Below are 24,122 nucleotides of genomic sequence, written 5' to 3' on the forward strand. Positions count from 1 at the left end.
AGGGTTGGGGCCTCAGTCGTGATTCACCCGCGCGCGCTTAAGCAGTTTCTTGCAACGCTCAGACAGATGCAGCACCCGCAGATGCTTGCCCGCCTTGGCGTAGCGCTCGCGCAGGGTCTTCAGCGCCGCGATGGCCGAGTAGTCGACGAAGCTCAGGTGACGACAATCGATCGTCACCACGGACGGGTCATTGGCAGGATCGAACTGGTTGAGAAAAGGCGTCGTCGAGGCAAAGAACAACGTGCCATGCAGCAGGTAAAGCTTGCTGCCATCCGCTTCGAGGTGACTGTCGGCGTACAACTCGCGAGCCTGCTGCCAGGCGAAGTTCAGCGCGGCAATAATGATCCCGCACAGCACCGCCGTCGCCAGATCGGTGAACACGGTAATGACCGTCACCGCGACGATCACCAGCACGTCGTTCAGCGGCACTTTGTTCACCACCCGCAACGAAGCCCAGGCGAAGGTTTGCTGCGACACCACGAACATCACTCCAACCAATGCGGCCAGCGGGATACGCTCGATCAACGGTGATAAAAACAGGATGAACAGCAGAATCAGCACGCCGGCCACCACGCCGGACAATCGGCCACGCCCCCCGGAGCTGAGGTTGATCACTGTCTGGCCGATCATCGCGCAGCCCCCCATGCCGCCAAACACACCGGACACCATGTTGGCCGCGCCCAGCGCCACGCACTCGCGATCCGGGAAGCCACGGCTTTCGGTGATTTCGTCGGTCAGGTTCAGGGTCAGCAGGGTTTCCAGCAGACCGACCAGCGCCATCAGGATCGCGTAAGGCGCGATGATGCGCAGGGTGTCCAGCGTCCATGGAATGTCCGGCAATGCAAACGTCGGCAAGCCACCGGCGATGTGCGCCATGTCGCCCAGCGTGCGGGTCGGCAGGCCGAGCAGATACACCGCCAGCCCCACCCCCAGAATCGCCACCAATGCCGGAGGTACGGCACGCGTCAGGCGCGGCAGCAGATAGACAATCGCCATCGTCAGCGCCACCAATCCGCTCATCACATAAAGCGGTGTGCCGCTGAGCCAGGCGTCACCGCTCTTGAAGTGTTCGATTTGCGCCAGCGCGATGATAATCGCCAGGCCGTTGACGAAGCCGAGCATTACCGGGTGCGGCACCATGCGCACCAGTTTTCCCAGTTTCAGCAACCCGAACGCCAGCATGATCAGGCCACCCAGCAACACCGTCGCGAGTAAGTACTGCACACCGTGCTGCACCACCAACGCGACGATGACCACTGCCATCGAACCGGCCGCACCGGAGACCATCCCCGGCCGTCCGCCGAAGAGCGCGGTCAGGGTGCAAATGATGAACGCGCCGTAAAGCCCCATCAACGGATTGAGGTGGGCGACGAGCGCGAAAGCAATGCATTCGGGAAGCAGGGCGAATGAGGTAGTGAGTCCGGCCAGGACATCGGCGCGCAGACGGATTGGTTTCATGGGGGATCGGACACAGCAGGGAAAGAGGAGGCGGATGTTACGGAATTGAGGGAAACCCGGCCAGTTGTAGGGCTGCGGAAAACGCCTTCGCGAGCAAGCCCGCTCCTACATTCGAGCGCATTCCATCTGGAGGAATACGGCCGAATCTGGGAGCGGGCTTGCTTGCGAAGGAAGCGACGCGGTCTAGAGCGAACTCACACCATCTCGTCCCGAATCCATTCAACCACCGACGTCCGCTTCGGCACCCAGCCCAACAACTCACGCGCATGCTTGCCGCGAACCCGGCTGTTGGAACCCAAACCATAGTTGGCCATCTCATAACCCCACTCAGCCTCGGCATCTTTCAGCGGCCAGTCTTGCGGCTCGCCCAGATTCAACGCCTCGGCAATCACCGTGGTCATGTCGATGAACGACGCTTCACCACTTTCAACGAAGTAGAACGTGCCCGGTACGTTTTTGGTCAGCGCCAGCAGGTACAGCGACACCACGTCTTCGATGTGCACATTGGACCAGATGTTCTGGCCGGTGCCGACATGACGCACCACGCCACTTTTGCGCGCCTGTTTCAGCAAGCGCGGCAACTGCACGCTGTCTCGTTTGACGCCCAGGCTGTGGCCGTAGATCAGGGTGTTGCAGATCACCGCCGAGTTCACCCCGTCTTTTGCCGCAGCGAGGATCAGGTTGTCGATGGCCACGCGAGCAGCCTTGTCGACCGTCGGTTCTGGCAGGCTGTCTTCGTGATAGATGACATCGCTGGATTTACCGCCCGACGCATCGCCGACGATGCTCGAACCGCTGGTGTGCAGGAACACTTTGCCGGAACCGCGCAAGGCATTGAGCAAGGCTTCCACCGCACCGCGATGGTCGCTGCTGGCGGCGTTGATCACGGCGTCGGCAGCGCGAGCCTGTTCGGCCAGTAGTGCGCTGTCGTCAAGAGTACCGATGACCGGGGTGATGCCCAAAGCGCTCAACTCATTGGCCTGTTCGGTGCTGCGCACCAGGCCGGTGACCGTGTGGCCAGCGCGGACCAGGCCCGTGGCGATGGAGCCGCCAATAAAACCGGCAGCGCCGGTAACGAATACGTTCATGGAGAAACTCCCTGCGTGAATAAGTGATGCAACGAGTATCAAGCAGTCATCACTGACGAAAAATCCCCGTTGACCCAATTCACTCTTGCGCAGGGATCACGAATCAGCCCTTGAAATCCGAGTTTGCGTAAACCGCCAATTTGCCCTGGATAAAGTCCAGAAAGCACTGAATCCGCAGGGCCAGTTGCGAGTTGCGGTAGTACACCGCGTTGATCGGCTGACGGTAGCCGCTGTTGAAATCCGCCAGCAGCACCTTCAGACGCCCGGCGCGGATGTCGTCGATGGTCATGAAATGCGACAGGCTGGCAATGCCCTGGCCTTCCAGCGCCAGGTGCCTGATCGTCTCGCCGCTGGACGCGCTGATCGACGCCTGAATCGGCCAGCGATCACCGTGCACATAGCGCAATGGCCATTGGTTGAGGCCTTCGTTGTTCGTAAAGCCCAGCAGTGCGTGCCCGGTCAGGTCCTCGACCACCATCGGTGTGCCGTGTTGCTCAAGGTAGGCCGGGCTGGCGACGATATGCAGCGGACTGCAACCCAGCGAACGGGCGTGCAGGGTCGAGTCGGCCAGAGTGCCGATGCGGATGGCGATGTCGGTGCTCTGTTCGAGCAGGTCGATGATCAGGTCGTTGCTGTTGAGTTCGAGCTGAATGTCCGGGTAGAGCCGACGGAATTCGTCGATGTACGGCACGATGGCGTGCAGCATGAACGGCGAGGCGGCGTTGATCCGCAGGCGCCCGGACGGGGTTTGCTGGCGCGAATTGAGGCGTTCTTCGAGCTCGTCCATCTGATCGAGAATCAGCTTGGCGTGCTCGAAGAAATACTTGCCCTCCTCGGTCAGGTCCATGCGGCGCGTGGTGCGGTTGATCAGTGTGGTGTCGAGCTTGGCCTCCAGCCGCGACAGCGTACGGCTGACCGCCGAAGGTGTTTGCCCGACCTGCTCGGCAGCAGCGGAAATGGACCCGCACTCAATCACGCAGACGAAAATCTGCAACTCATCGGATCTGGCTTTCACGTGTGGCCCTTATCGATAATTCACCGCCGCTTTTACTGTAGGAGCCGGCTTGCTGGCGATAGCGTTTTCGAAGACGCCATCGCCAGCAAGCCGGCTCCTACAGTTTGGGATTCCAGATGACGATAGTAGCCGAGCCTCAAGCCTTGAGGCCAAACACCTCGGTCAAATGCTGTTCATAGCGCGCCACGTCGGCTTCGATGTTCGGACGCTTCATCACGTCAACGCACAGGAACGTCGGCAAACCGGTCATGCCGATAAACTCGTTGGCCTTGTGGAACGGGAAGTACACCGCGTCCACGCCCTTGGCTTCGAAGAAGTCGGTCGGGTCATCGAAGGCTTGCTGCGGCGCGTTCCAGGTCAGCGACAACATGTATTGCTTGCCCTGCACCAGACCACCGCTGCCGTACTTTTGCGAGGCGTCGGAACGGGTGCGACCGTCGCTGGCGTAGAGGCTGCCGTGGCCTTCGGTGAAGACTTCGTCGATGTACTTCTTCACGGTCCATGGCGCGCCCATCCACCAGCCGGGCATCTGATAAATGATCACGTCGGCCCAGAGGAATTTGGCGACTTCTTCGGCGACGTCGTAACCCTCGTCGATGAAGGTGGCTTTCACGTCAATGCCGCCGCGATCCAGCACGCTCAACGCGGCTTCATGCAGGGTGGCGTTGTAGCGGCCGTCGGAGTGAGCAAACTTTTTGCCGCCATTGAGCAACAGGACTTTTTTCATGAAAAATCTCGGAAGGGTCAGAAATTGGATGGCGGCAGGTTAATGGCCCGCCTCGCGCGGAATAAGCCCTGAATTCACAAAACTCATTTGACTCATACGCACGAATCAACACGCGATTGTTGCCATAGACTTGCGCCGATTCTGAACTTGAGGAGGTTTTCTGATGAGTGAAATGCAAGGCTTCATCCTGCACGCCAAGACCCGCCCGGAAAAATCCGATGCCTTCGAAGCGTTTTTCCGTGGCTATGTGCAAGCCAGTCGTGCCGAACCCGGCTGCATCGAGTACCACATGCTGCGCGACAAACAGGACCCGACCCTGTTTATCTTCTTCGAGATCTGGCAATCCCAGGCCCACCTCGACGTCCACTCGAACCTGCCGCACATGAAGCAGTTCCTCGAGCAGCGCGAAGAATATCTGGAGCAGGATTTCGAGATCCGCGACATCGAGATGCTTAGCCCGTCGTCCGCTACCCGCTGATCAGCAAGTGGCCGCCGAGTGCGCCCAGGCCGATGAAAAACACGCGTTTGAACAAGGGCGCGCTGATCCGCTGACGCAGCCATTGCCCAAGCAACATGCCCAGCACTGCCGGGATCAGCGCCAGCAATGACGCGCTCAACTCGCCACCGCCCAACGCCCCGCGCCACAACAGGCCGGCGGCGAGTGCGAGGGTCGACACGGTGAACGACAAGCCCAGCGCCTGCACCAGTTCATCCTTGCTCAAGCCCAGTGCTTGCAGGTACGGCACCGCCGGAATCACGAAGACGCCGGTGGCCGAGGTGATGACGCCGGTCAGCACACCGCACATCGGCCCGAGCCAGCGTTCGGTCGGGTTGCCGACGCGCAAGGTCGGCAGGAACAACCCGCTCAGCGCGTAGAGCAGCAACGCCGCGCCCAACCCTCGCACCACCCAGTGACCGCCGGCCATGCCGATCCACAGCGTGCCGGCGCCGGTACCGATGAAGATCGCCAGCAGCATCGGCCACAGCCGTTTGACCAACCCGCGCAAATGCCCGCCGAATGCCAGTTGCCAGACGTTGGTCAGGGTCGCGGGAATGATCAGTAGCGCCGAAGCCTGCGACGGCGCCATAGCCAGACCGAGCAGGCCCATGGCGATGGTCGGCAGGCCGAGCCCGATGACGCCTTTGATCATCCCGGCCAGCAAGAACGTCGCAATGACCAGCAGTGAAAGGGCCAGACCAAGGTTTTGGTAGAACGCGGCGAGTGTATTCATGGGGCTATCCTGAGCCCGGAATGGTCGGATGAAAATCTGCCATATACTGAGGTTGCCTCTTGTTTTGGTGGAGGCATAGGAAATTGTCGATGCAACTGACGCCTTCGCGAGTAAGCCCGCTCCCACAGGGGAATGTATTTCAAATGTGGGAGCGGGCTTGCTCGCGAAGGCGTCCGACCAGACAACACATACCAGAAGGCCGTTCTAATGCACTTCGACCTGACCGACCTGCGCCTCTACCTGAACATCCTCGATACCGGCAACATCACCGCCGGCGCCGCTCGCAGCCATTTATCCCTGGCGGCGGCGAGCGCGCGAATCCGTGCGATGGAATCCTCTCTGGGAACCGATTTTCTCGAACGCGGTCGGCGCGGTGTCACCCCCACGTCTGCGGGAAAAGCCCTGGCGCAACACGCCCGGCTCCTGTTGCAACAGGCCGAACGCATGCAGCAGGACCTGGCCGAATATGCCAAAGGCGTCAAAGGTCAGGTGCGCTTGTTGTGCAACACCACAGCAATCACCGAGCACCTGCCGGAAGTGCTGGCGGACTTCCTGTGCCGCCATCCCAACCTCGACATTGACCTGCAAGAGTTGCCCAGCGCCCGTATCACTCACGCCCTGCGCCAGGGCGCTGCAGACCTTGGCATCGTCTCCGATGCCGTGGACACCCAAGCCCTCGAAACCCTGCCCTTTCGCGATGATCCGCTGGTGCTGATCATGCCGCCCGACCATTCACTGGCGAACGGCGCGCCCCCGAATTTCAGCGACACCCTGCATCACGATTACGTTGGCCTGAGCGCCAACAGTGCACTGGCGGTGTACCTCGAAGAACAGGCGCTGCACGCGGGGATGCGCCTGCAAATCCGCATCCGTGCGGAAGGCTTCGACGGCGTGATGCGCATGGTCGCTCACGGTGCCGGGCTGGCGATTGTGCCGCTGGCGGCGATCCAGCGCCGGGCCGTCAGTCAACCGTTCAAGTGCTTCGCCCTGAAGGAAGAATGGGCACAGCGCAAACTGCTGCTGTGCGCCCGCTCATTCACTGGCCTGCCCGGTTACGCCAGAGCCTTGCTCGACGCGTTGCGCGCGCCTTGAACACCAGTGTTTGGCCCAACTGGCACCTGTATGACGAAGGCCGCGCAGAGTAATATCTGCCCCTTCAAATCAGGCCTGGCCACAACAACCAAAAAGGGAACCAGATGGCGGATGAAATCTTGCAACCGGCAACGCTCAAGCGGGGGTTGAAAAATCGTCACATTCAACTGATCGCATTGGGCGGCGCCATTGGTACGGGGCTGTTCCTGGGCTCCGCCGGAGTGCTCAAGTCCGCCGGACCGTCGATGATCCTCGGCTATGCGATTGCCGGTTTCATCGCGTTCCTGATCATGCGCCAACTGGGCGAGATGATTGTCGAAGAACCGGTGGCCGGCTCGTTCAGCCACTTCGCTCACAACTACTGGGGCGGTTTTGCCGGTTTCCTGTCCGGCTGGAACTACTGGGTGCTGTATGTGCTGGTGGGCATGGCCGAGCTGACCGCCGTCGGCAAGTACGTGCAGTTCTGGTGGCCGGAGGTTCCCACCTGGGTCAGCGCGGCGGTGTTCTTCGTGTTGGTCAACCTGATCAATACGCTGAACGTCAAAGTCTTCGGCGAGATGGAGTTCTGGTTCGCAATCATCAAGGTCGTGGCCATCATCGGCATGATCCTCCTCGGCTGCTACATGCTGTTCAGCGGCACCGGCGGCCCGCAAGCATCGGTGAGCAACCTGTGGAGCCACGGCGGTTTCTTCCCCAACGGCACCACCGGTCTGCTGATGGCGATGGCGTTCATCATGTTCTCCTTCGGCGGCCTGGAACTGGTCGGCATCACCGCCGCCGAAGCCAGCGAACCGCGGAAGGTCATTCCCAAGGCCATCAACCAAGTGGTTTATCGGGTGTTGATCTTCTACGTCGGTGCTCTCACCGTGTTGCTGTTGTTGTATCCCTGGGACCAGCTGCTGCAGACACTGGGCGCCTCGGGCGATGCCTACAGCGGCAGTCCGTTCGTGCAGATTTTTGCCTTGATCGGCAGCGACACCGCCGCGCAAATCCTCAACTTCGTGGTACTCACCGCCGCGCTCTCGGTCTACAACAGCGGCGTCTACTGCAACAGCCGCATGCTCTACGGCCTGGCCGAACAAGGCGATGCACCCAAGGTGCTGATGAAGCTGAACAAGCAAGGCGTTCCGTTGCTGGCACTGGGCGTTTCAGCGTTGATCACGATGCTGGCGGTGCTGGTCAACTACGTTGCCCCGCATGAAGCGCTTGAGTTGCTCTTCGCCTTGGTGGTTGCCTCGCTGATGATCAACTGGGCACTGATCAGCCTGACGCATCTGAAGTTTCGCAAGGCCATGGTGCAGCGCGGCATCGTGCCAGGCTTCAAGGCTTTCTGGTCGCCGTACACCAATTACCTGTGCCTGGCGTTCATGGCCGTGATCATCGGCGTCATCTGGATGATTCCGCCGGTGCGCGCTTCGGTGTACGCCATGCCGGTGTGGGTATTGGTCATCTACGGGTGCTACCGGTTGCGCATCGCCCGGCACCGAAACCTGCCAGTGGCTCAATAAACACTGAATAAAAAAACGCCCCGACATTCGATGAATACCGGGGCGTTTTTTTATGGGATACGTCCATGACCGAGCGTTTCTGGACACCCCGATGTCGAGCACAGACAACTGATGCCGCACCAAGCCCGATAGGGTGCGACTTCAGTTATCCCTCACGCTCGGAGTCATCATGTCCGCACCGATTACCGTTCTTCGCGACACTCACCCACTGCCCGTCCTCGACGCCTGCAAATGGGAAAAGCTCGAAGGCGATCCGCACACCGTCAACCTCAACGCCTACACCAGCGAAGACGGCAGCAAGATCATGGGCACCTGGATCTGCACGCCGGGCAAATGGTATGTGGAATACGTGAAGTGGGAATACTGCGACTTCCGCGAGGGCTACTGCATCATCACCCCGGAAGGAAAAGAGCCGATCCATCTGCGTGCCGGTGACATTTTCGTCATTGAGCCGGGGATGAAAGGCACGTGGGAAGTGGTTGAAACCGTGCGCAAGTATTTCGTGTTTGCCTGATGCAAAAAAACCGGGAAATCACCCGACGTGATTTCCCGGTAAATGTCGATGCGCACATGCAATACCTGTAGGAGCCGGCTTGCTCGCGATGGGGCCGGCACATTCAACATTGATGGTGACTGATCCGCCGCCATCGCCAGCAAGCCGGGCTCCTACAGTGGTTTGCGATAGCTGTTGATGATCGCCGAGAAGTCCTTGCCACCTTCCCCACGCTGACTCATCGCCTGATACAACTGCTGGGCCACCGCGCCGAGCACCACCGGTTGGTGCGCCTGACGTGCCGCTTCCGTGGCCAGTCCCAGATCCTTGAGCATCAGTTCGGCACCGAAACCGCCGGTGTAGCCGCGCGAGGCCGGCGCCGTTTCGACGATGCCCGGCCACGGGTTGTACATCTCCGAACTCCAGCAACGCCCCGTGGAACTGTTGATGATCCCGGCGAGCACCGTGGTGTCGATCCCGAGCGCATCACCCAGCGCCATGGCTTCGCTGACGCCGACCATGGAAATCGCGAGAAGAAGGTTGTTGCAGATCTTGGCGATTTGCCCGGTGCCGACTTCGCCACAGTGGACGATGTTGCGGCCCATTTGCGCCAGCACCGGTTGCAGGGTGGCGAACAGCTCCGGCGTGGCGCCGACCATGAAGGTCAGCGTCCCGGCCGCTGCGCCGCCAGTGCCACCCGACACTGGCGCATCGGCCATGGCCACGCCTTGTTTGGCAGCGGCTGCCGCGACATCACGCGCCGTTTGCGGATCGATGGTGCTGCAATCCACGGCCGGCACGCCTTTGGCAATTCCCGCCAGCACGCCGTCTTCACCCAGCCACACGCTGCGCACATGCACCGCGGCGGGCAGCATGGTAATCACCAGTTCTGCACCTTGAGCCGCTTCACGGGCCGTCGGGCTGATGCTGCCGCCCAGTTGTTCCAGCTCGGCCAGAACGGTTTTGTTCAGGTCGACCAGCCGCAGCGAATGGCCGGCCTTGATCAGGTTGCGCGCCATCGGCGCGCCCATGTTGCCGAGACCGATAAAAGCAATTTTCATGTCCGGCTCCTTAACGCAAGTTGATGGTGGTGTTCACACCGTCATTGACGCTGTCGTCATCGAACCAGCGACTGGTGACGGTCTTGGTCTGAGTGTAGAACTGCACCACTTGCTTGCCATACGGGCCGAGGTCGCCGAGCTTGGAACCGCGTGAACCGGTGAAGCTGAAGAACGGGACCGGCACCGGAATCGGAATGTTGATGCCGACCTGACCCACGTCGATTTCGCTCTGGAATTTGCGCGCCGCCGCACCGCTCTGGGTGAACAGGCCGGTGCCGTTGCCGAATGGGTTGGCGTTGACCAGGGCGATGGCTTCGTCGAGCGTGTTCACTTCCAGCACAACCAGCACCGGGCCGAAGATTTCCTGGGTATAGATCTGCATATCGGGCGTCACGCCGGAGAACAGGGTTGGGCCGACAAAGTTGCCCTTCTCATAGCCAGGAACCGTGATGTCGCGACCATCCAGCTCAAGCTTGGCGCCTTCCTTGATGCCGCTTTCGATCAGATCGAGGATCCGCGCCTTGGCTTTTTTGGAGATCACCGGGCCCACATCAGTACCCGGCTCGCTGCCGGCATTGACCTTGAGTTTCTGCGCCAGCGCCTTCAGGTCTGGCAGCCATTGCTTGGCAGCGCCCACCAGCACCACCACGGAGGTGGCCATGCAACGCTGACCGGCCGCACCGAAACCGGCACCGACCAGCGCATTCAGCGCTTGTTCGCGGTTGGCATCCGGCAGCACAACGGCGTGGTTTTTCGCACCCATCATCGATTGCACGCGCTTGCCGTGTTTGCCGGCCAGGTCGTAGACGTGCGTACCAACGGCGGTCGAACCGACGAAGGAAACGGCCTTGATATCTTTATGCGTGCAGAGCGCGTCCACCACGTCCTTGCCGCCATGAACGACGTTAAGCACGCCTGCCGGAACGCCGGCCTCGATCGCCAGCTCCACCAGCAGCATGGTCGACATCGGGTCCTGTTCGGACGGCTTGAGCACGAAGGTGTTGCCGCAGGCGATGGCCATCGGGAACATCCACAGCGGAATCATCGCCGGGAAGTTGAACGGGGTGATGCCGGCGCAGACGCCGATAGGCTGACGCAGGGTGTAGGTATCGACGCCGCCCGCGACGTTCTCGGCGAATTCGCCCATTTGCAGACTGCCGATGGAGCAGGCGTGTTCGACCACTTCCAGGCCGCGGAAAATATCGCCTTCAGCGTCGGCTATGGTTTTGCCCTGCTCGTTGCTGAGCACCACGGCGATGCGTTTGGAATGCTCACGGATCAGCGCCTGGAGCTTGAGCATGATGCGCATGCGCGCGCCGATCGGGGTCAGCTTCCAGGTCTGGAAGGCACGATGGGCGGCACTGATCGCGGCGTCGACTTCCTGCGCCGTGGCGAACGGAACCTTGGCCAGTACTTGCTGGGTCGCCGGGTTGACGATGTCGTGCCATTCGGTGGTCTGGGATTCGACCCACTCGCCGTCGATCAACAGCTTGACCTTTTGCACAGTGGTTTCGTTGGGCGTGAGCGATACGTTCATGCTGGTCTCCTGGACATTGTTCTTATACAGAGAGCTTTCAGGGGAGAAACTCGCCTGGGGATGAGACGGCTGTCGCGATTTGGTTGTCGGACTGTTTTTGGAGTATAGATGTGCAAACTTCTAATAAGAACGCACATAAAAGCCGGTCCATCATGCAAAAAAACATCACGTCTTTAGGTTCACTGAACTGGGATGACCTTAAGTTTTTCCTTGAAGTCGCCCGCACCCGCAAGGCCAGCACCGCGGCCAAGCGCCTGGCGGTGGACTACACCACTGTGTCCCGGCGCATCAGTTCGCTGGAAGCGTCGCTGGGCACGCTGCTGTTCGAGAAATCCCGGACCAGCGGTTTCGTCCTGACCGCCGAAGGCCAGCGATTGCTCGGTTATGCCGAGTCGATCGAAAGCACATTGCACATGGCCTGCGAGCAGGTTTCAGGTTCCGGCGTGGCGCTGTCGGGGCACGTGCGGATGGGGTGCACGGAAGGATTCGGCAGCTTTTTCATCACCCCGCAACTGAGCCATTTCGTCGATGCCTACCCGGCGATCTCGGTGGACATCCTTCCACTGCCGCACTTCATCAGCCTGTCCAAGCGCGAGGCGGACATCGTCATTGCGCTGGAGCGCCCCGAGCATGGCCCCTACGTCTGCTGCAAACTCTGCGACTACAAATTGCAGCTGTACGCGACCCAGGACTATCTGGACAAACACCCGCCCATCCACCGCCCGGCAGACTTGGGCAAACATTCATTCATCAGTTATGTCGACGACCTGGCGTTCAGTTCGGAGCTGTTGTACCTGGCAAACGTGCTGCCCGGCGCCAGTGCCAATCTGCGCAGCACCAGCGTAATAGCGCAATTCGTGGCCGCGCAGCAGGGGCGGTCACTGGCGATCTTGCCGTGTTTCCTCGCCGCGCAGGACCCGCGTCTGCTGCCGGTGTTGCCGGAGGAGATCAACATCACCCGGCAATTCTGGATGTACTGCCGGGAGGACTTGCGCAAGCTCAAGCGGATCACCCTGTTGTGGGATTACATCCGTACGGTCACCGAGCAGAATCAAGGGCTGTTGATGGGTGAGCGGCGGGACATGGTGTTCGCCGATTAATCGGCGCTGACCACGATCGACACCCGGCGGTTCTCGGTTCGGCCGGCGGCGGTGTCGTTGGAGGTGACGGGCTGACTGCTGCCGAGGCCGCGTAGCTGGATGTTTTGTTCCTTCATGCCCGCTGTGGTCAGAACCTTGCCAACGCTTTTCGCGCGGCGCAGGGACAGCTGTTCGTTATACGGTTCTTTGCCCGAGGTGTCGGTGTGACCATCGACCCGCACTCGCTCGATCCCGACACTCAGCAATGCCTTGCCAATGCGTTCGACGATCTCGGTGCTCTGCAGATTGAGCGTTTCGACGTCACTGCCAAACAACACTTTGCCGGACAACCCGAATGCCCAGCCCTCGTCGGTCAACTCGAAACCTTGCTGTTTGAGCATCGTGACCTGCGCCGGGGTCAGGCCTTTTTGCGGTGCCGTCTGGCAACCGGACAATGCCAGCACGGCCATGAACAGGGGGATCGTGAAGAATCGCAGGGGGAGTGAGAACACGGGTATTAGCTCCTGATTTGAACATCGGCGACAGGGTGCTCCGCCCCTGACGTGTGCTGAGCACCTCTGGCGAGGCGCTTGGCTTGGTACATGGCCGCATCGGCAGCGTGGAGCAAAGCCCCCGGTGTCGTCCCATGATCGGGGTACACGGCGATGCCGATACTGAGAGAGGTCAACACTTGGCTGGTCCCCGGCAACGGGATCGGCATTTCCATGCTTTCAAGGATTTTGTCGGCGATCCGCTCGGCGTCTTCGGTCTTGTGCAGCGGGGTCAGCAGGACGGCAAATTCATCGCCCCCCAGACGCGCTACCAGATCGTCTTCGCGCAGTTGCGCACGAACCCGATTGGCCACGGCCACCAGCACCGCATCGCCGGCAGCGTGCCCGAAGTTATCGTTGATCTCCTTGAACCGGTCGCTGTCGAGAAACAGCACTGCCACGCGTTCGTTGAGCTTGCTGGCGTTGCGCAGAGAACGAATCAATCGGCCTTCGAAAAACGCCCGGTTCGGCAGCCCGGTGAGGCTGTCATGGCTCGCCTGGTGGGCCAGTGTTTCGTTTTCGCTTTGCAGGTGGGTCTGCCAGGATTCGAGTTCGTCGAGCAAGGCATTGAAGTCGTTGCCCAGGTTGTCGAGTTCGGCAATGGCGGCCGGCGGCACACGCCGGTCGAAGGCACGGTCACTGCGTGCAGCATGAGCCACGGAAGCCAGGCTGCGCAGGGGGCCCGTGATCCCGCGAAGTTGTCGGCGTGCGAGATACAGCGCCATCCAGGCGCTGACAGCGGTGCACAGAACGATACCCACCAGTCCACTGAGCAAAAAGCGCATCAGGCTGCCACCGTGACCGGTGAGCTGGACACTGCCGATTTCCTGGCCCTGATGGACAATCGGCATGCTGATCGGTTTTTCCAGAAACGCCTTGGCCATCTGCATTTCCAGGTCCGAGAAAAACCCGGTTTCCGGTCGCTGCCAACGGGCCAACAACTTGCCCTGCTCGTCCAACACCTGGGCATCGGCCACTTCTTCGGTGGACGCGATCAATGCCAGGGCCTCCGTGGCGGCCGCCTTGTCGTTGAACACCACCGCTGCTTCCACGGTGTAGTTGATGGAGCGTGCAATCAGGTGCAGGTTGTGGTCGGCGTAAACCCGCAAGGCCAGTACACCCAGCAACGTCAGCGAGACGCTGGCCATGGCCACGCCCACCAGCGCGACGATCAAATGACCGCGACCGATGACCGAGCGCAAGGTCGGGCGGCTATCCGGTTTGAATAGCGTCATGGTGCCGCCGGCTTGCGGCGGGACAGTTGCAGCACGCTGGGGTGGATTCTCACGCCGCTACGGGCGACGGAATCCAGATTGACCTCAAAAGACACCTGCTCATCGCCGACTCGCAGGCAGAACAGGCTGCCGACGGTGCATTGGTCATCGCTTTCGCTGATGCTCAGCACCGGACGCCCCGCCAGCGAAGCGAAGAGCCGGCTGCGTTCCTCGCTGGTCAGTTTGCCGATGTACACTGCGTCGCACTCACCGACAATGGACGGGTTGTCGGCCAGCAAACGGCGCACGGTAACGGGACGGCCGGTAGCCTGGGTCGTGCCTTTGACCAGATCGTCGGTGTATTCGGTGGGACCGACTATGCACAAACGCAGTTGTGCTGGCTCAACAGGCCAACGGGCATAACTGAGGATGCCGAGTACTACCTGCGTAACGGCTTGGGCGCGTTGATCGGCCATGCCGGGTAGCGTCTGCACTTGCGCGAAAACGAAGCCACTGAGCAAACAGAGAAGGCCTGCCAGCATGACTCGCTTGCAGACAACAATGCGCTCTGTCGTCCAGACAGCCACCTTCATGCAGGGATTCTCTTCGATCGTATCAGGATGATGCCGCAACGATAGCATAGCGTCGAAACGCTCGCGAGGCGGCACAAGACGGCACTTCGGACAGTTTCCGTCGTCAGGCGCTGCCTTCTTCAATCCCCCGGCGACATGGCCTCTTCCAATTCCAGCATCAGCCCGCTCAGGCGCTTGACCTTGCGTCGCACCGCCTCTTCAAACACGCCGGCTCGCGGTTCGATCAAGGTAAACCAGTGCTTGGCGCGGGTGATGCCGGTGTAGATCAGCTCCTTGGTCAGAACCGGGTTCAGGGCGTCCGGCAAAATCAGCGCCGTGTGGGCGAACTCGGAGCCCTGGGACTTGTGCACGGTCATGGCGTACACCGTTTCGACATCATTCAGCCGGCTCGGCAGGACAAAGCGCACACCGCCCTGGCCGTCGTTGCGCGGGAAGGCAACGCGCAGCACCTGGCGCCCTGCGTCGGGCCCCTCGCGTTCCGGCAGCTTGAGAGCAATGCCGATGTCACCGTTCATCAAGCCCAGGCCATAGTCGTTGCGGGTCATCAGCACTGGCCGACCTTCGTACCACGGCTGGTTACTGTCGATCAGTCGGGCCTTGAGCAGCGCGTCAGTCACTCGCTGATTCAGGCCTTCCACGCCCCATGGCCCCTTGCGCACGGCGCACAGCAACTGGAAGGCATCGAAGGCCCGCAGCACGTCGCGAGCCCAATCGGTCCAGCGCGGATCATCGAGGGTGCTGTCGAGCGACGGTCGCTGATTGCGCAGCAGGCTCAGGTAATGCCGATACCCTTGCGGCCCGTCGCCGTGGCCTTCGAGCAACAAGCGCTCCAGCGCCCTGTCGTGCTCACCTTTGAGAGGCAGGGAAAACACATCATCATGGTTTCCAGCCGCCAATAACTTGCGAGCTTCTTCCGGTTGCTGCCGATTGACCCAGCGAGCCAGTTGGCCAATGCCGCTGCCCTCGCCGAACCGACGAGAGTGGCGCAGCATCACGACCTGCTGGGCCAACGGATGAGTCCCGTGGGTGTCTTCCTGCAAACCACTGGTCTCGAGGTTTTCACCACTGATCGCTTCCAGCCACTGGCGCGTCTGTGGGCTGTACCAGCCTGCCTCGGCGTCGCGACACAAATCGCCCAGCACGGCGCCGGCTTCCACCGATGCCAGTTGATCCTTGTCACCGAGCAGCACCAGTCGGGCATGGGCCGGCATCGCGTCGAGCAGATTGGCCATCATTTCCAGGTCGATCATCGAGGCTTCGTCGACCACCAGAACATCCAATGGCAAACGATTACCGGCGTGGTGCCGAAAGTGTCGGGTTCCGGGACGGCTGCCGAGCAGGCGGTGCACAGTGGTGACGTCTGACGGAATTTTTTCTCGCACGGCCTCGGCCACTTCCAGCGTTCGGACTTGCTGGCTGATGGACTCCGTCAGCCGTGCCGCCGCTTTACCGGTGGGGGCGGCGAGACGGATGCGCAGTGGTTTGCCTGCCTCCACCGCCGGTGCCTGCAACAGCGCCAGCAAACGTACGACCGTGGTGGTCTTGCCGGTCCCGGGACCGCCGGTGACGATGCTGAATGCACTGCGGGTCGCCAAGGCACACGCGAGTTTCTGCCAGTCGATCACCTCGCCGGGCCGAGCCGGGCCGAACAGACCGGTGAGACGTTGGGACAAATCATTCGGTGTGGATTCGTGCTCCGCCAGACGCAGGCGTAGCGCGTCATCGATACGTCGCTCGTACCCCCAGTAACGGCGCAGGTACAAACGTTTTCCCGATAACACCAACGGTCTGTGCTGTGCCGTTTCGCTGCTATCGGCCGCCAATGCAACCAGACTGCTGGCAGCCAGGACCTTGCACCAGTGGGCGCCGTCCAGCGTCTCAAGCAATTGCGAAGGCAGCAGCATCGCGCCACTTTGCAGGTCGCCCTCCGGTGGCAACGAGAGGGCGAAATCCGGTGCCTTGAGCGTCTCGAACAGATCCAGGCAGACGTGACCGTGACCCAGTTGATGACTGGTCAACGCCGCCGCCAGCAGCACCAATGGATCACCGCCTGGAGCAAGCTCGTGCAAAAAGGCAACGAAGGCTTTGTCCAGCGCCCGCAACCAGCCGCGCTCGACCCAGCGCGTGAGCAACAACAGCAAATCATCGGCACGGCTCAACGGCGCCAGACCTGCCAGGCTTTCGGCTGCCAACGGTGTGGGCAACAAATCGGCGAAGGTGCGGCTCATAGCAATACTCCCTGTTCCCAGGCCGGTTCGGCCTTGGGTTCCGGCTTACCCTGGAACAGCCGGTCCAGACGCTCGATCAGCTCTCTGGGAGGACGGGCAAAATACACGCCCTGACTGGACGCGCGCGTTCCGCGCAGGAACAGATACAACGCCCCTCCGACATGCCGGTCGTAATCGTAATCGGCCAGCCGCGCCTTGAGCTGACGATGCAGGGCCAACAGGTACAACACGTATTGCAGGTCGTAGCGGTTGTCCAGGATCGACTGCTCCATGGCCTGTTCGGTGTAGGCCATGTCATCGACGCCCAGCCAGTTGGATTTGTAATCGGCGACGTAATAACGACCATCGTGCTCGAACGTCAGGTCGATGAAGCCTTTGAACATGCCATTGAGCAGCACCGGTTCAGCCGCGACACGAGCAACACCGTTGTGAGTGTATTGGCGGACCAACTCGTCGAGCTTGAGTACATCGACCTTGTGGCTGGCGAACCAGAACTCCATCTCGACACGGTATTGCTTCAGTTGCCCAAGAATCACGGGCGCCTGTCCCGCGCCGATGTGCAGCGGGGATTTGAGCAAGTGCTGCAGCCAATCGCTCAGCGTGGTGATCCAGCCTTCCCAGCCACGACGGTTGCAGCGACGGGCAATCGCGTCTTCCACGGCTTGCGGCGTGGCGGCAAAACCTTCGTCACCGGCCCACTCAAGCAAACCATGGAGAAAGGTGCCGGGATTCGGACCGCGAGGGAATCGATGGATATCGGCACCGCCGGCGATCACTTCGCGCGGCGCTTCGGGATCGAGGCGCTCGTCGTCGAACAACTTTTGCGCCTGCGGGTTTTCCGGTGCCTCGTCACTGCCCATGCTCAGGGTTTCGCCAATGCGCAGGGCGCTGTAGGAAGCAATCCACCAGTTTTCGCTGGCCTTGCGCTTGGGGATCAGGGGAGCGAGCAACGTCGCATCGTTCTGCGGCGGATGGTAATGCTCATCCGTCTTTTCAGGCATCTCACTGTAATTCAGCGCGGGACAATCCTGCTGCAGGTCTTCCAGCCAACGCCTCAAGCCTTGCGACTCCGCTAATGGAGCACCGCCGCCCAACAGATAACCCAACGCAGAAAGGTGCAACACCGAGCTGTTGTTATTACCGCGCTTGAGGTCAGTGACGCCAAGCCAGCAGGCGTGTTGAGCCCGGGTCAGCGCCACATAAAGCAAACGCAGGTCCTCGGCCAGGCGTTCATCATCCGCCAGTGCGATCAACTCGGGCGTGGGCTTCAGGGTGACTCGAGCATTGCCCGACTCATCGTGGTAATGCAGCGGCAAACGGCTACCGTCCACCGGTTTCGCCGAACACACGAACGGCAGAAACACCAAGGGATACTCAAGCCCCTTGGACTTGTGAATAGTCACGACCTTGACCAGTTGCTCGTCACTCTCCAGGCGCAGGATCTGCTCCTCACCCGCCTGACCGGACAGCGCCAGATGTTCGGACAAGTGCCGGATCAAAGCTTGCTCGCCGTCAAGTTCGGCGGCCGCCTGTTGCAGCAACTCCGACAGATGCAACAAGTTGGTCAGCACCCGCTCGCCGTCACTGCGCGCGATCAATGCCTGAGGCAGCTGGAAGTCATGCAGCAAACGACGCAGCATGGGCAGCACGCCTTGCTTGCGCCAGAGCTCGCGATAACCACGGAACTGCATGACCCGCGCTTCCCAGGCAAGCTCGTCCTGATTCAACCGCTCAAGCTCGGCCAGCGACAGGTTCAAGGTGATGCTCGCCAGCGCTGCCCGCAACGGACGCTCGACATCCGGCTCGGCACAGGCCTTGAGCCAGGTGAGCAGATCGTGGGCTTCCTGGGCGGCGAACACCGAGTCCTTGTCCGACAGATAAACGCTGCGCACACCACGAGCGGAGAGTTCGGCGCGTACGGCCTGAGCTTCTTTGCCGTCGCGCACCAGGATCGCGATATCCGCCGGTAACAGACCTCTGAAGCCCTTGCCGTCCTGGAGGAAACCGGCCTTGCCTTGCTGTCCGCCGTTAAGCAACGCGGTGATTTCACTGGCGCAGGCGGCAGCCAATTGCTGTCGGTAAACCGCACCGGACAGCGGTTGATCGGCGGACAGGTGCCAGATGTTCAGCGCGGGTACAACCTGCCCCTCGATGCTCAGAATTTCTTTGCGTCCCTGGGAGGCGACCGGCAGAAACGGCACGGGATTTTCGCCATTCTTTTCGCGAAACAGGAAGGCGCCACGCCCTGCCTCGCGCGATTCGGCGCGCTCAAATACATGGTTTACCGCACCGACCATGCCATGGCTGGAGCGGAAGTTGGTGCCCAATGTATGCAGTCGGCCAGCGGTGGCCTGGCGAGCGCGCAAGTAGGTATAGATATCGGCACCACGAAAGGCATAGATCGCCTGCTTTGGGTCGCCGATCAGGAACAGGCCGCATTCGGGGTTGTTGTCTTCGATGCGATAGATGCTTTCGAAAATCCGGTACTGTACCGGGTCGGTGTCCTGGAACTCATCGATCAACGCCACCGGAAACTGTTCGCGAATCAAGGTCGCCAGGCGCTCGCCGCCCTCGGATTGCAGCGCGGCATCAAGGCGCAGCAACATGTCATCGAAACCCATTTCCGCGCGACGACGTTTTTCTGCCTCGAACCGTGCACTCACCCATTGGGCGGCGTGTTGCAGAACCGCGGCATCGGGAGTCGGTAATCCATCGAGACTGACCTTGAGGCCAGGCATGGCGTCCAGTCCCGGATGATTGGGGACTTCGCCTTTTTTCCACGCTTCAGCCATACCCTCGGGGGTCAGGCGAGTGAAGCCAGTGCCGATATCCAACTGCTCAAGCAACTCGTCTTCGGCCCAGGCCTTCAACTTTTCGAACCAGGGTTCGAAGTAGCGCGCCTGCATCTTGCGCCCATCGACGCTTTTGCTGGCAACACCCTCGTGACAGATCGCAAGCAACTCGTCTGCCCACTGACGCCAGGGCATTTTGAGTTCGATCAAAGCTGCCCGTCGTTCCTGCAGACATTCAATGATCAGCTCGGCAGGCTCTTTGCCTGCGACACTGTCGCGTTCACTGGCGAACAACCCACGAACTCGTGGCAACAGGGCCGCCGGACCGCCCCAATTACCGCGCACCCAGTTCAGCGCATCGCCTTGCATCGGGTAGCAGAACAATCGCCAGTAATCGCGCAGGACTTCGCCCAGCAAATCACTGTGATCGGTTTCCAGGGTCTGGGTAAACAGGCTGCCACTGTCGAACGCATGCTCGCGCAACATTCGCTGACACCAGCTGTGGATGGTCGAGACAGCCGCTTCATCCATCCACTGGGCAGCGATGTCCAGACGGTTCGCGCATCCGGGCCACTGCTCCGGAAGGTACTGATCGCGCAGCTCCGCAATCAGGGCATCCGGCGGCGGTGTTTCATCGCGGAAAAACCGCGCGGCTTCTGCCAGGCGCGTTCGAATACGTTCGCGCAGCTCCTTGGTCGCGGCGTCAGTGAAGGTCACAACGAGGATTTGCGGCGGCAACAATTCACGCCCGAAGCCACTCGATTCGCCACCGTGGCCGAGGACCAGGCGCAGATACAGCGCAGAAATAGTGAAGGTTTTTCCGGTCCCCGCACTGGCTTCAATCAGTTGACTGCCGCGCAGCGGGAATGCCAGGGCCAACGGTGTTTTCGCGGTCATGAGCGCGCCTCCTCGCTGCTCAATGAACGCCACGGCGCTTCAAGCATCGGTTTGTACAAAGCGTTGCACCAATCAGGGAAGGTCTCATCGGCAATCAGTGCGTCGTAGTCGGCAAACTGCCGGGCGAGCGCGGGACTTTCCCGGCGCTCGCCATCCGAGGTGATGCCGTCGCCTTCATAGGCTTTGCGGCCAGCGGCATCGGCTTTGACCGGATCTGTCTGAGCGAGCCAGGCAAACGCTGTTTTCACCGCAATGGGCAGAGGCTGGCGCATGCCCGTTTGCCAGGCCATCAACAGGTCGCTCAGGATTAGGGATGCGGTATTTTTTTCAATCGGCCCCAGTAACAGACTGTCGTCACTGGCCACAAGTGCAGTGGTCATCTCCATGCCACTGGCACAAGCAACCAGATGATTGATCCATGGTCGTGTCAGACGATGCCACTTGCGGGATTTGATTGAGCCGATGCTGTTGGGGATCGTGGTGATCGACAGCAATCCACCGTCTGCGCGTTGATGCAGACCGCTGAGCCAACCTTCAAGGCGCAGACCTTGAAGTTCAAGATTGACTGGCAGAGCGCTGGCGAGTGGCGTGGGCCATAACGTCAGAAGCTGTTGATAGCGTTGCAGCAGATCCGGCAACGGTTCGATCAACTCTCGTTGCAGGCATTCGCCGAAACCGGCCATGGGCAGTAGCCCGCTGTTTTGCAGGCGTTTGGCATGCGCGTCCAACACCTCATCCGCACGCTCAAGCTGTGCCAGCGCGGCACCAAGCAAACTGTCGCTGAGGCTATAGCGTTGCAGCGCATCAAGTACAAAGGGCTCTTCATCGGCCAGCGGCACTTCAGCGGCTTCGAAGAACACCTTCAATCGCTGGCTGAAGAAATGTCGCACAGGATTGCGCAGGAAGTCCTGCAACTGACCGAGGCTCAGCGGCTCTTCCTGAACGTAAGGGGCCAGGATGTTGGTTTCGCTTGTTGGCTCAACAGCTTGATGAAGCACCTGCCATTCGTTGGCGAAGCTGAACAGGTCATCGCCTTCATGGAAATAACGGGCACTGAACGGCTGCAACGGATGCTCCTGAGTCAGGGCCTCAAGCAGATCTTCATCTGCATTGTGCAATCGCCAGCCACTGGCCAGATGGTCGCGCAACTGGCCGATCAATACGGACGCGGGACGCTCGCTGTTATCGCGAATGCTCCGGCCGACCCAACTGATATAGAGCTGATCACATGCCGACAGCAGCGCCTCCAACAGCAGATAGCGGTCATCTTCCCGGCGCGAGCGGTCACCCGGTCGGTAATCGCTGCCCATGAGGTCGAAGTCCAAAGGCGGTTGCGCGCGCGGGTAATCGCCGTCATTCATGCCAAGCAGACAGACCAGTTTGAACGGGATCGCGCGCATCGGCATCAACGTGCAGAAATTGACTGCGCCGGCGAGAAAGCGCTGGGACAAGCGACCTTGATCAAGGCCGGCGAGCCAGGCTTCGCGAACGACAGTCAACGGTAATTCGTCGTGCAAACCGACCGACTCACAGGTCTCAAGCCAGGTTTCACGCAACTCTTCGAGCTGGGCCAACAGGTAGTCGTCATGTTCATTACTGGCCTGGAAAAACAACTGCACCAACGCCTGCAACCGCATGCCCCACTGCATGGGCGGCGCCGGTTGTGAGAGTTCCCGGTGGGCAATCTCCAGCGCGTCCAATAAAGCAATCAGAGGACCGATGAGTGCGGCATCCAGACCACCAATCTCGTCGTAGGGCTCGATGCCTTCGCAGGCACTGCCGCTTCCCACGGCATAGCCGAGCAGCATCCGTCGCAGCCCGAAACGCCAACTGTTCTGTTCCAGTTCCTGAGGCAGGCCTAAACCCGCTCGTTGCCCGGCGTTCATGCCCCAACGGATGCCTGCGCCTTCAATCCAGCGATGCAGGGTGGGCAAGTCTCGCTCCTCCACACCAAAGCGAGCGCGCAGGGCCGGAACATCCAACAGGTCGAGGATTTCGCTGACGGGGAATCGACTGTCCGGCAGTTTGAGCAGATGTTCGACAGCGATCAGCAACGGATCACGGCCTCGTTGCCCCTGATCTGCGAGCGTGAAGGGAATGAAGCGCGGATCATGGCGTTCAAGCTGCCCGAATACTGCACGAATATGCGGGGCGTAGCTGTCGATATCCGGGACCATCACGATGACGTCGCGAGGCCTTAGCTCAGGATCTGCACTGAAACGGGAGAGCAACTGATCGTGAAGGATCTCCACCTCGCGTTGGGCGCTATGGGCGATGTGAAAACGGATTGATTGATCCACTTTTGGATCGACTGCCGGCCAGCGCTCACGCGTTTCATTCAGAGGACGTAATTCAAGAATGTCATCCTGCAATTGATTGAGCATGTTCAGTGGCTGGCTATCACTGAACAGGTCGATTCGCCCGTCACGAAATGCCGAACGATAGCTATTGGGATCGTCGTAGCTATCGAGCAGATTGATGTAGTCCCGCCCCTGTTTGCCCCACGCAGCCAACAGGGGATGGGCATGCTGATGCAGGGTTTGCGGATCGAGGACAACCGGCATACCACTCTTGCGAGCCTGACGTTTGTATTGATGCCGTAACAGGTCTTTATCGGCGACGATATCCGCCCAATGGTGACGACACGGGTTATGAACGCACAGCAAAACCTGACTGAAACGGGCCAGCCCGGCTAGCGCTTCCAGCGCCTGGGCGGGAAGCGAAGAAATACCGAAAACGATCACTCGTGAAGGAAGTCCATCCGGCGCAGTGTCCAGACTGTTGATACGTTCGATAAATCGCTGATGGACGCCGGCACGGCTTTGCGCCATGCCTTGTTCACCGACATCCAGCAACAGTGCACGCCACAATTCTGCCTGCCAGCAGTTGGCAGGGGTCAGGGCTTTCGCTTCACCCCGAACGTTGCGTAGTTGATGACGACCTTCTGCCCAGTCCTCGAGCCAGTCGGCTCGGTACACCTGGTATTGGTCAAACAAGTCGGCCAGTCGCTCGGCCAGTTGATAGCGTTTGCGCAAATCGGTGTCATGGGTAAGAAAACGTTGCAGAGGTTCGAAGTGTGGATGATCGATCAACTGCGGAAGCAAGCGCATGAGGCGCCAGGTCAGCGGGGCTTTATCGAGCAGGGATTTGACCGGGATTTCATCTCGTCCAAGGACCATGCGATAGAGCTGCCACATGAAGCTGCCCGGCAACTGCACATCGATCGCTGCCGCGATACCGCAGCCGCCCATGTCGTCCTCTTTCGGGTCCTCAGCCAGTGCCAGTTTCAACCACTGGGCGATACCATTGCTCTGTACCAAAGCGATTTCATTTTCCAAGGGGGCCAGCGGGTAGCGCCGCATCCAGCTGACCACCAGGCTGCGCAACTCGTCCAGGCGGTTGCCGTGAACCACCATAAAACCAGCACTGAGGGACGTTGCGTCCGGCATAAAGGCTTCCTTGGAAAAATACAAAAGCTAGGGCCGAACCTTAGCATTGTCGGGAGACTGTGACAGCCGGGAGCCGTCCGGCATTGCTGTACGAACTTTCCTGCGGGC

18 protein-coding genes are annotated in these 24,122 nt (G+C 60.4%); 5 read left to right on the forward strand and 13 right to left on the reverse strand.

The window, feature by feature from the left end:
* Window positions 1-12 precede the first annotated feature (12 nt).
* From PMI01S_RS29090 to mdaB, 4 genes are all read right to left on the reverse strand, one after another.
* Window positions 13-1,458: a SulP family inorganic anion transporter gene (locus PMI01S_RS29090; protein WP_084323562.1), complete on the reverse strand. Its 1,446-nt coding sequence runs from the start codon at window positions 1,456-1,458 to the stop codon at window positions 13-15.
* Between the two features lie 194 nt (window positions 1,459-1,652).
* Window positions 1,653-2,546: an NAD-dependent epimerase/dehydratase family protein gene (locus PMI01S_RS29095; RefSeq protein WP_084323564.1), complete on the reverse strand. Its 894-nt coding sequence runs from the start codon at window positions 2,544-2,546 to the stop codon at window positions 1,653-1,655.
* A gap of 103 nt (window positions 2,547-2,649) precedes the next feature.
* A complete protein-coding gene (locus PMI01S_RS29100; RefSeq protein WP_084323566.1) occupies window positions 2,650-3,561 on the reverse strand; it encodes a LysR family transcriptional regulator in 912 nt (303 codons plus the stop codon).
* 136 nt (window positions 3,562-3,697) lie between these two features.
* Window positions 3,698-4,288 carry an NADPH:quinone oxidoreductase MdaB gene (gene mdaB, locus PMI01S_RS29105; protein ID WP_084323568.1) on the reverse strand — a complete coding sequence of 197 codons (591 nt, stop codon included), beginning with the start codon at window positions 4,286-4,288 and terminating at the stop codon, window positions 3,698-3,700.
* 163 nt (window positions 4,289-4,451) lie between these two features.
* Between mdaB and PMI01S_RS29110 the strand changes: the two genes are divergently transcribed.
* Window positions 4,452-4,766, forward strand: coding sequence for a putative quinol monooxygenase (locus PMI01S_RS29110; protein ID WP_084323570.1), 315 nt, complete (start codon window positions 4,452-4,454; stop codon window positions 4,764-4,766).
* Here PMI01S_RS29110 and PMI01S_RS29115 read toward each other — a convergent pair.
* Window positions 4,756-5,520: a sulfite exporter TauE/SafE family protein gene (locus PMI01S_RS29115; protein WP_084323572.1), complete on the reverse strand. Its 765-nt coding sequence runs from the start codon at window positions 5,518-5,520 to the stop codon at window positions 4,756-4,758. The two genes, PMI01S_RS29110 and PMI01S_RS29115, sit on opposite strands and share 11 nt — an antisense overlap.
* A gap of 207 nt (window positions 5,521-5,727) precedes the next feature.
* Between PMI01S_RS29115 and PMI01S_RS29120 the strand changes: the two genes are divergently transcribed.
* The 3 genes from PMI01S_RS29120 to PMI01S_RS29130 all read left to right on the forward strand — a co-directional run bounded on the left by PMI01S_RS29120 (window position 5,728) and on the right by PMI01S_RS29130 (window position 8,634).
* A complete protein-coding gene (locus PMI01S_RS29120) occupies window positions 5,728-6,612 on the forward strand; it encodes a LysR substrate-binding domain-containing protein (protein ID WP_084323574.1) in 885 nt (294 codons plus the stop codon).
* 104 nt (window positions 6,613-6,716) lie between these two features.
* Complete coding sequence (locus PMI01S_RS29125) at window positions 6,717-8,120, forward strand: amino acid permease (protein WP_084323576.1); 1,404 nt, start codon at window positions 6,717-6,719, stop codon at window positions 8,118-8,120.
* Window positions 8,121-8,289: 169 nt separating this feature from the next.
* The gene (locus PMI01S_RS29130; RefSeq protein ID WP_008024653.1) at window positions 8,290-8,634 is read left to right on the forward strand and encodes a cupin domain-containing protein; all 345 of its coding nucleotides are present in this window, start codon (window positions 8,290-8,292) and stop codon (window positions 8,632-8,634) included.
* Between the two features lie 152 nt (window positions 8,635-8,786).
* Here PMI01S_RS29130 and mmsB read toward each other — a convergent pair whose 3' ends face one another.
* Complete coding sequence (gene mmsB / locus PMI01S_RS29135) at window positions 8,787-9,674, reverse strand: 3-hydroxyisobutyrate dehydrogenase (RefSeq protein ID WP_084323578.1); 888 nt, start codon at window positions 9,672-9,674, stop codon at window positions 8,787-8,789.
* Window positions 9,675-9,684: 10 nt separating this feature from the next.
* The gene (locus PMI01S_RS29140; RefSeq protein ID WP_084323580.1) at window positions 9,685-11,211 is read right to left on the reverse strand and encodes a CoA-acylating methylmalonate-semialdehyde dehydrogenase; all 1,527 of its coding nucleotides are present in this window, start codon (window positions 11,209-11,211) and stop codon (window positions 9,685-9,687) included.
* 152 nt (window positions 11,212-11,363) lie between these two features.
* On the opposite strand from PMI01S_RS29140, the gene PMI01S_RS29145 reads away from it, so the two are divergent.
* Entirely contained in the window at window positions 11,364-12,311 is a 948-nt protein-coding gene (locus PMI01S_RS29145; RefSeq protein ID WP_084323582.1) for a LysR family transcriptional regulator, read from the forward strand.
* On the opposite strand, the gene yfiB is transcribed toward PMI01S_RS29145, so the two are convergent.
* From yfiB to recC, 6 genes are all read right to left on the reverse strand, one after another.
* Entirely contained in the window at window positions 12,308-12,802 is a 495-nt protein-coding gene (yfiB, locus tag PMI01S_RS29150) for an outer membrane lipoprotein YfiB (RefSeq protein WP_084323584.1), read from the reverse strand. The genes PMI01S_RS29145 and yfiB overlap by 4 nt on opposite strands.
* Before the next feature lie 5 nt (window positions 12,803-12,807).
* Window positions 12,808-14,076: a diguanylate cyclase DgcN/YfiN gene (gene dgcN, locus PMI01S_RS29155; RefSeq protein WP_084323586.1), complete on the reverse strand. Its 1,269-nt coding sequence runs from the start codon at window positions 14,074-14,076 to the stop codon at window positions 12,808-12,810.
* On the reverse strand, window positions 14,073-14,648 hold the full coding sequence (gene yfiR, locus PMI01S_RS29160) for a regulatory sequestration protein YfiR (RefSeq protein WP_084323588.1): 576 nt from the start codon (window positions 14,646-14,648) through the stop codon (window positions 14,073-14,075). Before yfiR ends, dgcN begins: the two co-directional genes overlap by 4 nt.
* Window positions 14,649-14,767: 119 nt before the next feature.
* Entirely contained in the window at window positions 14,768-16,876 is a 2,109-nt protein-coding gene (gene recD / locus PMI01S_RS29165) for an exodeoxyribonuclease V subunit alpha (protein WP_084323590.1), read from the reverse strand.
* The gene (recB, locus tag PMI01S_RS29170; RefSeq protein WP_084323592.1) at window positions 16,873-20,565 is read right to left on the reverse strand and encodes an exodeoxyribonuclease V subunit beta; all 3,693 of its coding nucleotides are present in this window, start codon (window positions 20,563-20,565) and stop codon (window positions 16,873-16,875) included. Before recB ends, recD begins: the two co-directional genes overlap by 4 nt.
* On the reverse strand, window positions 20,562-24,014 hold the full coding sequence (recC, locus tag PMI01S_RS29175; protein WP_084323593.1) for an exodeoxyribonuclease V subunit gamma: 3,453 nt from the start codon (window positions 24,012-24,014) through the stop codon (window positions 20,562-20,564). The genes recB and recC overlap by 4 nt, the downstream gene beginning before the upstream one ends.
* Window positions 24,015-24,122 lie beyond the last annotated feature (108 nt).

The organism is Pseudomonas migulae NBRC 103157 (genome assembly GCF_002091715.1).
Taxonomy (GTDB): Bacteria; Pseudomonadota; Gammaproteobacteria; order Pseudomonadales; family Pseudomonadaceae; genus Aquipseudomonas; species Aquipseudomonas migulae_A.

What these genes read in the sequence shown, in the direction of transcription:
- PMI01S_RS29090 (WP_084323562.1), bottom strand. Translation starts at nt 1,458, where the DNA reads ATGAAACCAATCCGTCTGCGCGCCGATGTCCTGGCCGGACTCACTACC.
- PMI01S_RS29095 (WP_084323564.1), bottom strand. Translation starts at nt 2,546, where the DNA reads ATGAACGTATTCGTTACCGGCGCTGCCGGTTTTATTGGCGGCTCCATC.
- mdaB (WP_084323568.1), bottom strand. Translation starts at nt 4,288, where the DNA reads ATGAAAAAAGTCCTGTTGCTCAATGGCGGCAAAAAGTTTGCTCACTCC.
- PMI01S_RS29110 (WP_084323570.1), top strand. Translation starts at nt 4,452, where the DNA reads ATGAGTGAAATGCAAGGCTTCATCCTGCACGCCAAGACCCGCCCGGAA.
- PMI01S_RS29115 (WP_084323572.1), bottom strand. Translation starts at nt 5,520, where the DNA reads ATGAATACACTCGCCGCGTTCTACCAAAACCTTGGTCTGGCCCTTTCA.
- PMI01S_RS29120 (WP_084323574.1), top strand. Translation starts at nt 5,728, where the DNA reads ATGCACTTCGACCTGACCGACCTGCGCCTCTACCTGAACATCCTCGAT.
- PMI01S_RS29125 (WP_084323576.1), top strand. Translation starts at nt 6,717, where the DNA reads ATGGCGGATGAAATCTTGCAACCGGCAACGCTCAAGCGGGGGTTGAAA.
- PMI01S_RS29130 (WP_008024653.1), top strand. Translation starts at nt 8,290, where the DNA reads ATGTCCGCACCGATTACCGTTCTTCGCGACACTCACCCACTGCCCGTC.
- mmsB (WP_084323578.1), bottom strand. Translation starts at nt 9,674, where the DNA reads ATGAAAATTGCTTTTATCGGTCTCGGCAACATGGGCGCGCCGATGGCG.
- PMI01S_RS29140 (WP_084323580.1), bottom strand. Translation starts at nt 11,211, where the DNA reads ATGAACGTATCGCTCACGCCCAACGAAACCACTGTGCAAAAGGTCAAG.
- PMI01S_RS29145 (WP_084323582.1), top strand. Translation starts at nt 11,364, where the DNA reads ATGCAAAAAAACATCACGTCTTTAGGTTCACTGAACTGGGATGACCTT.
- dgcN (WP_084323586.1), bottom strand. Translation starts at nt 14,076, where the DNA reads ATGACGCTATTCAAACCGGATAGCCGCCCGACCTTGCGCTCGGTCATC.
- yfiR (WP_084323588.1), bottom strand. Translation starts at nt 14,648, where the DNA reads ATGAAGGTGGCTGTCTGGACGACAGAGCGCATTGTTGTCTGCAAGCGA.
- recD (WP_084323590.1), bottom strand. Translation starts at nt 16,876, where the DNA reads ATGAGCCGCACCTTCGCCGATTTGTTGCCCACACCGTTGGCAGCCGAA.
- recB (WP_084323592.1), bottom strand. Translation starts at nt 20,565, where the DNA reads ATGACCGCGAAAACACCGTTGGCCCTGGCATTCCCGCTGCGCGGCAGT.
- recC (WP_084323593.1), bottom strand. Translation starts at nt 24,014, where the DNA reads ATGCCGGACGCAACGTCCCTCAGTGCTGGTTTTATGGTGGTTCACGGC.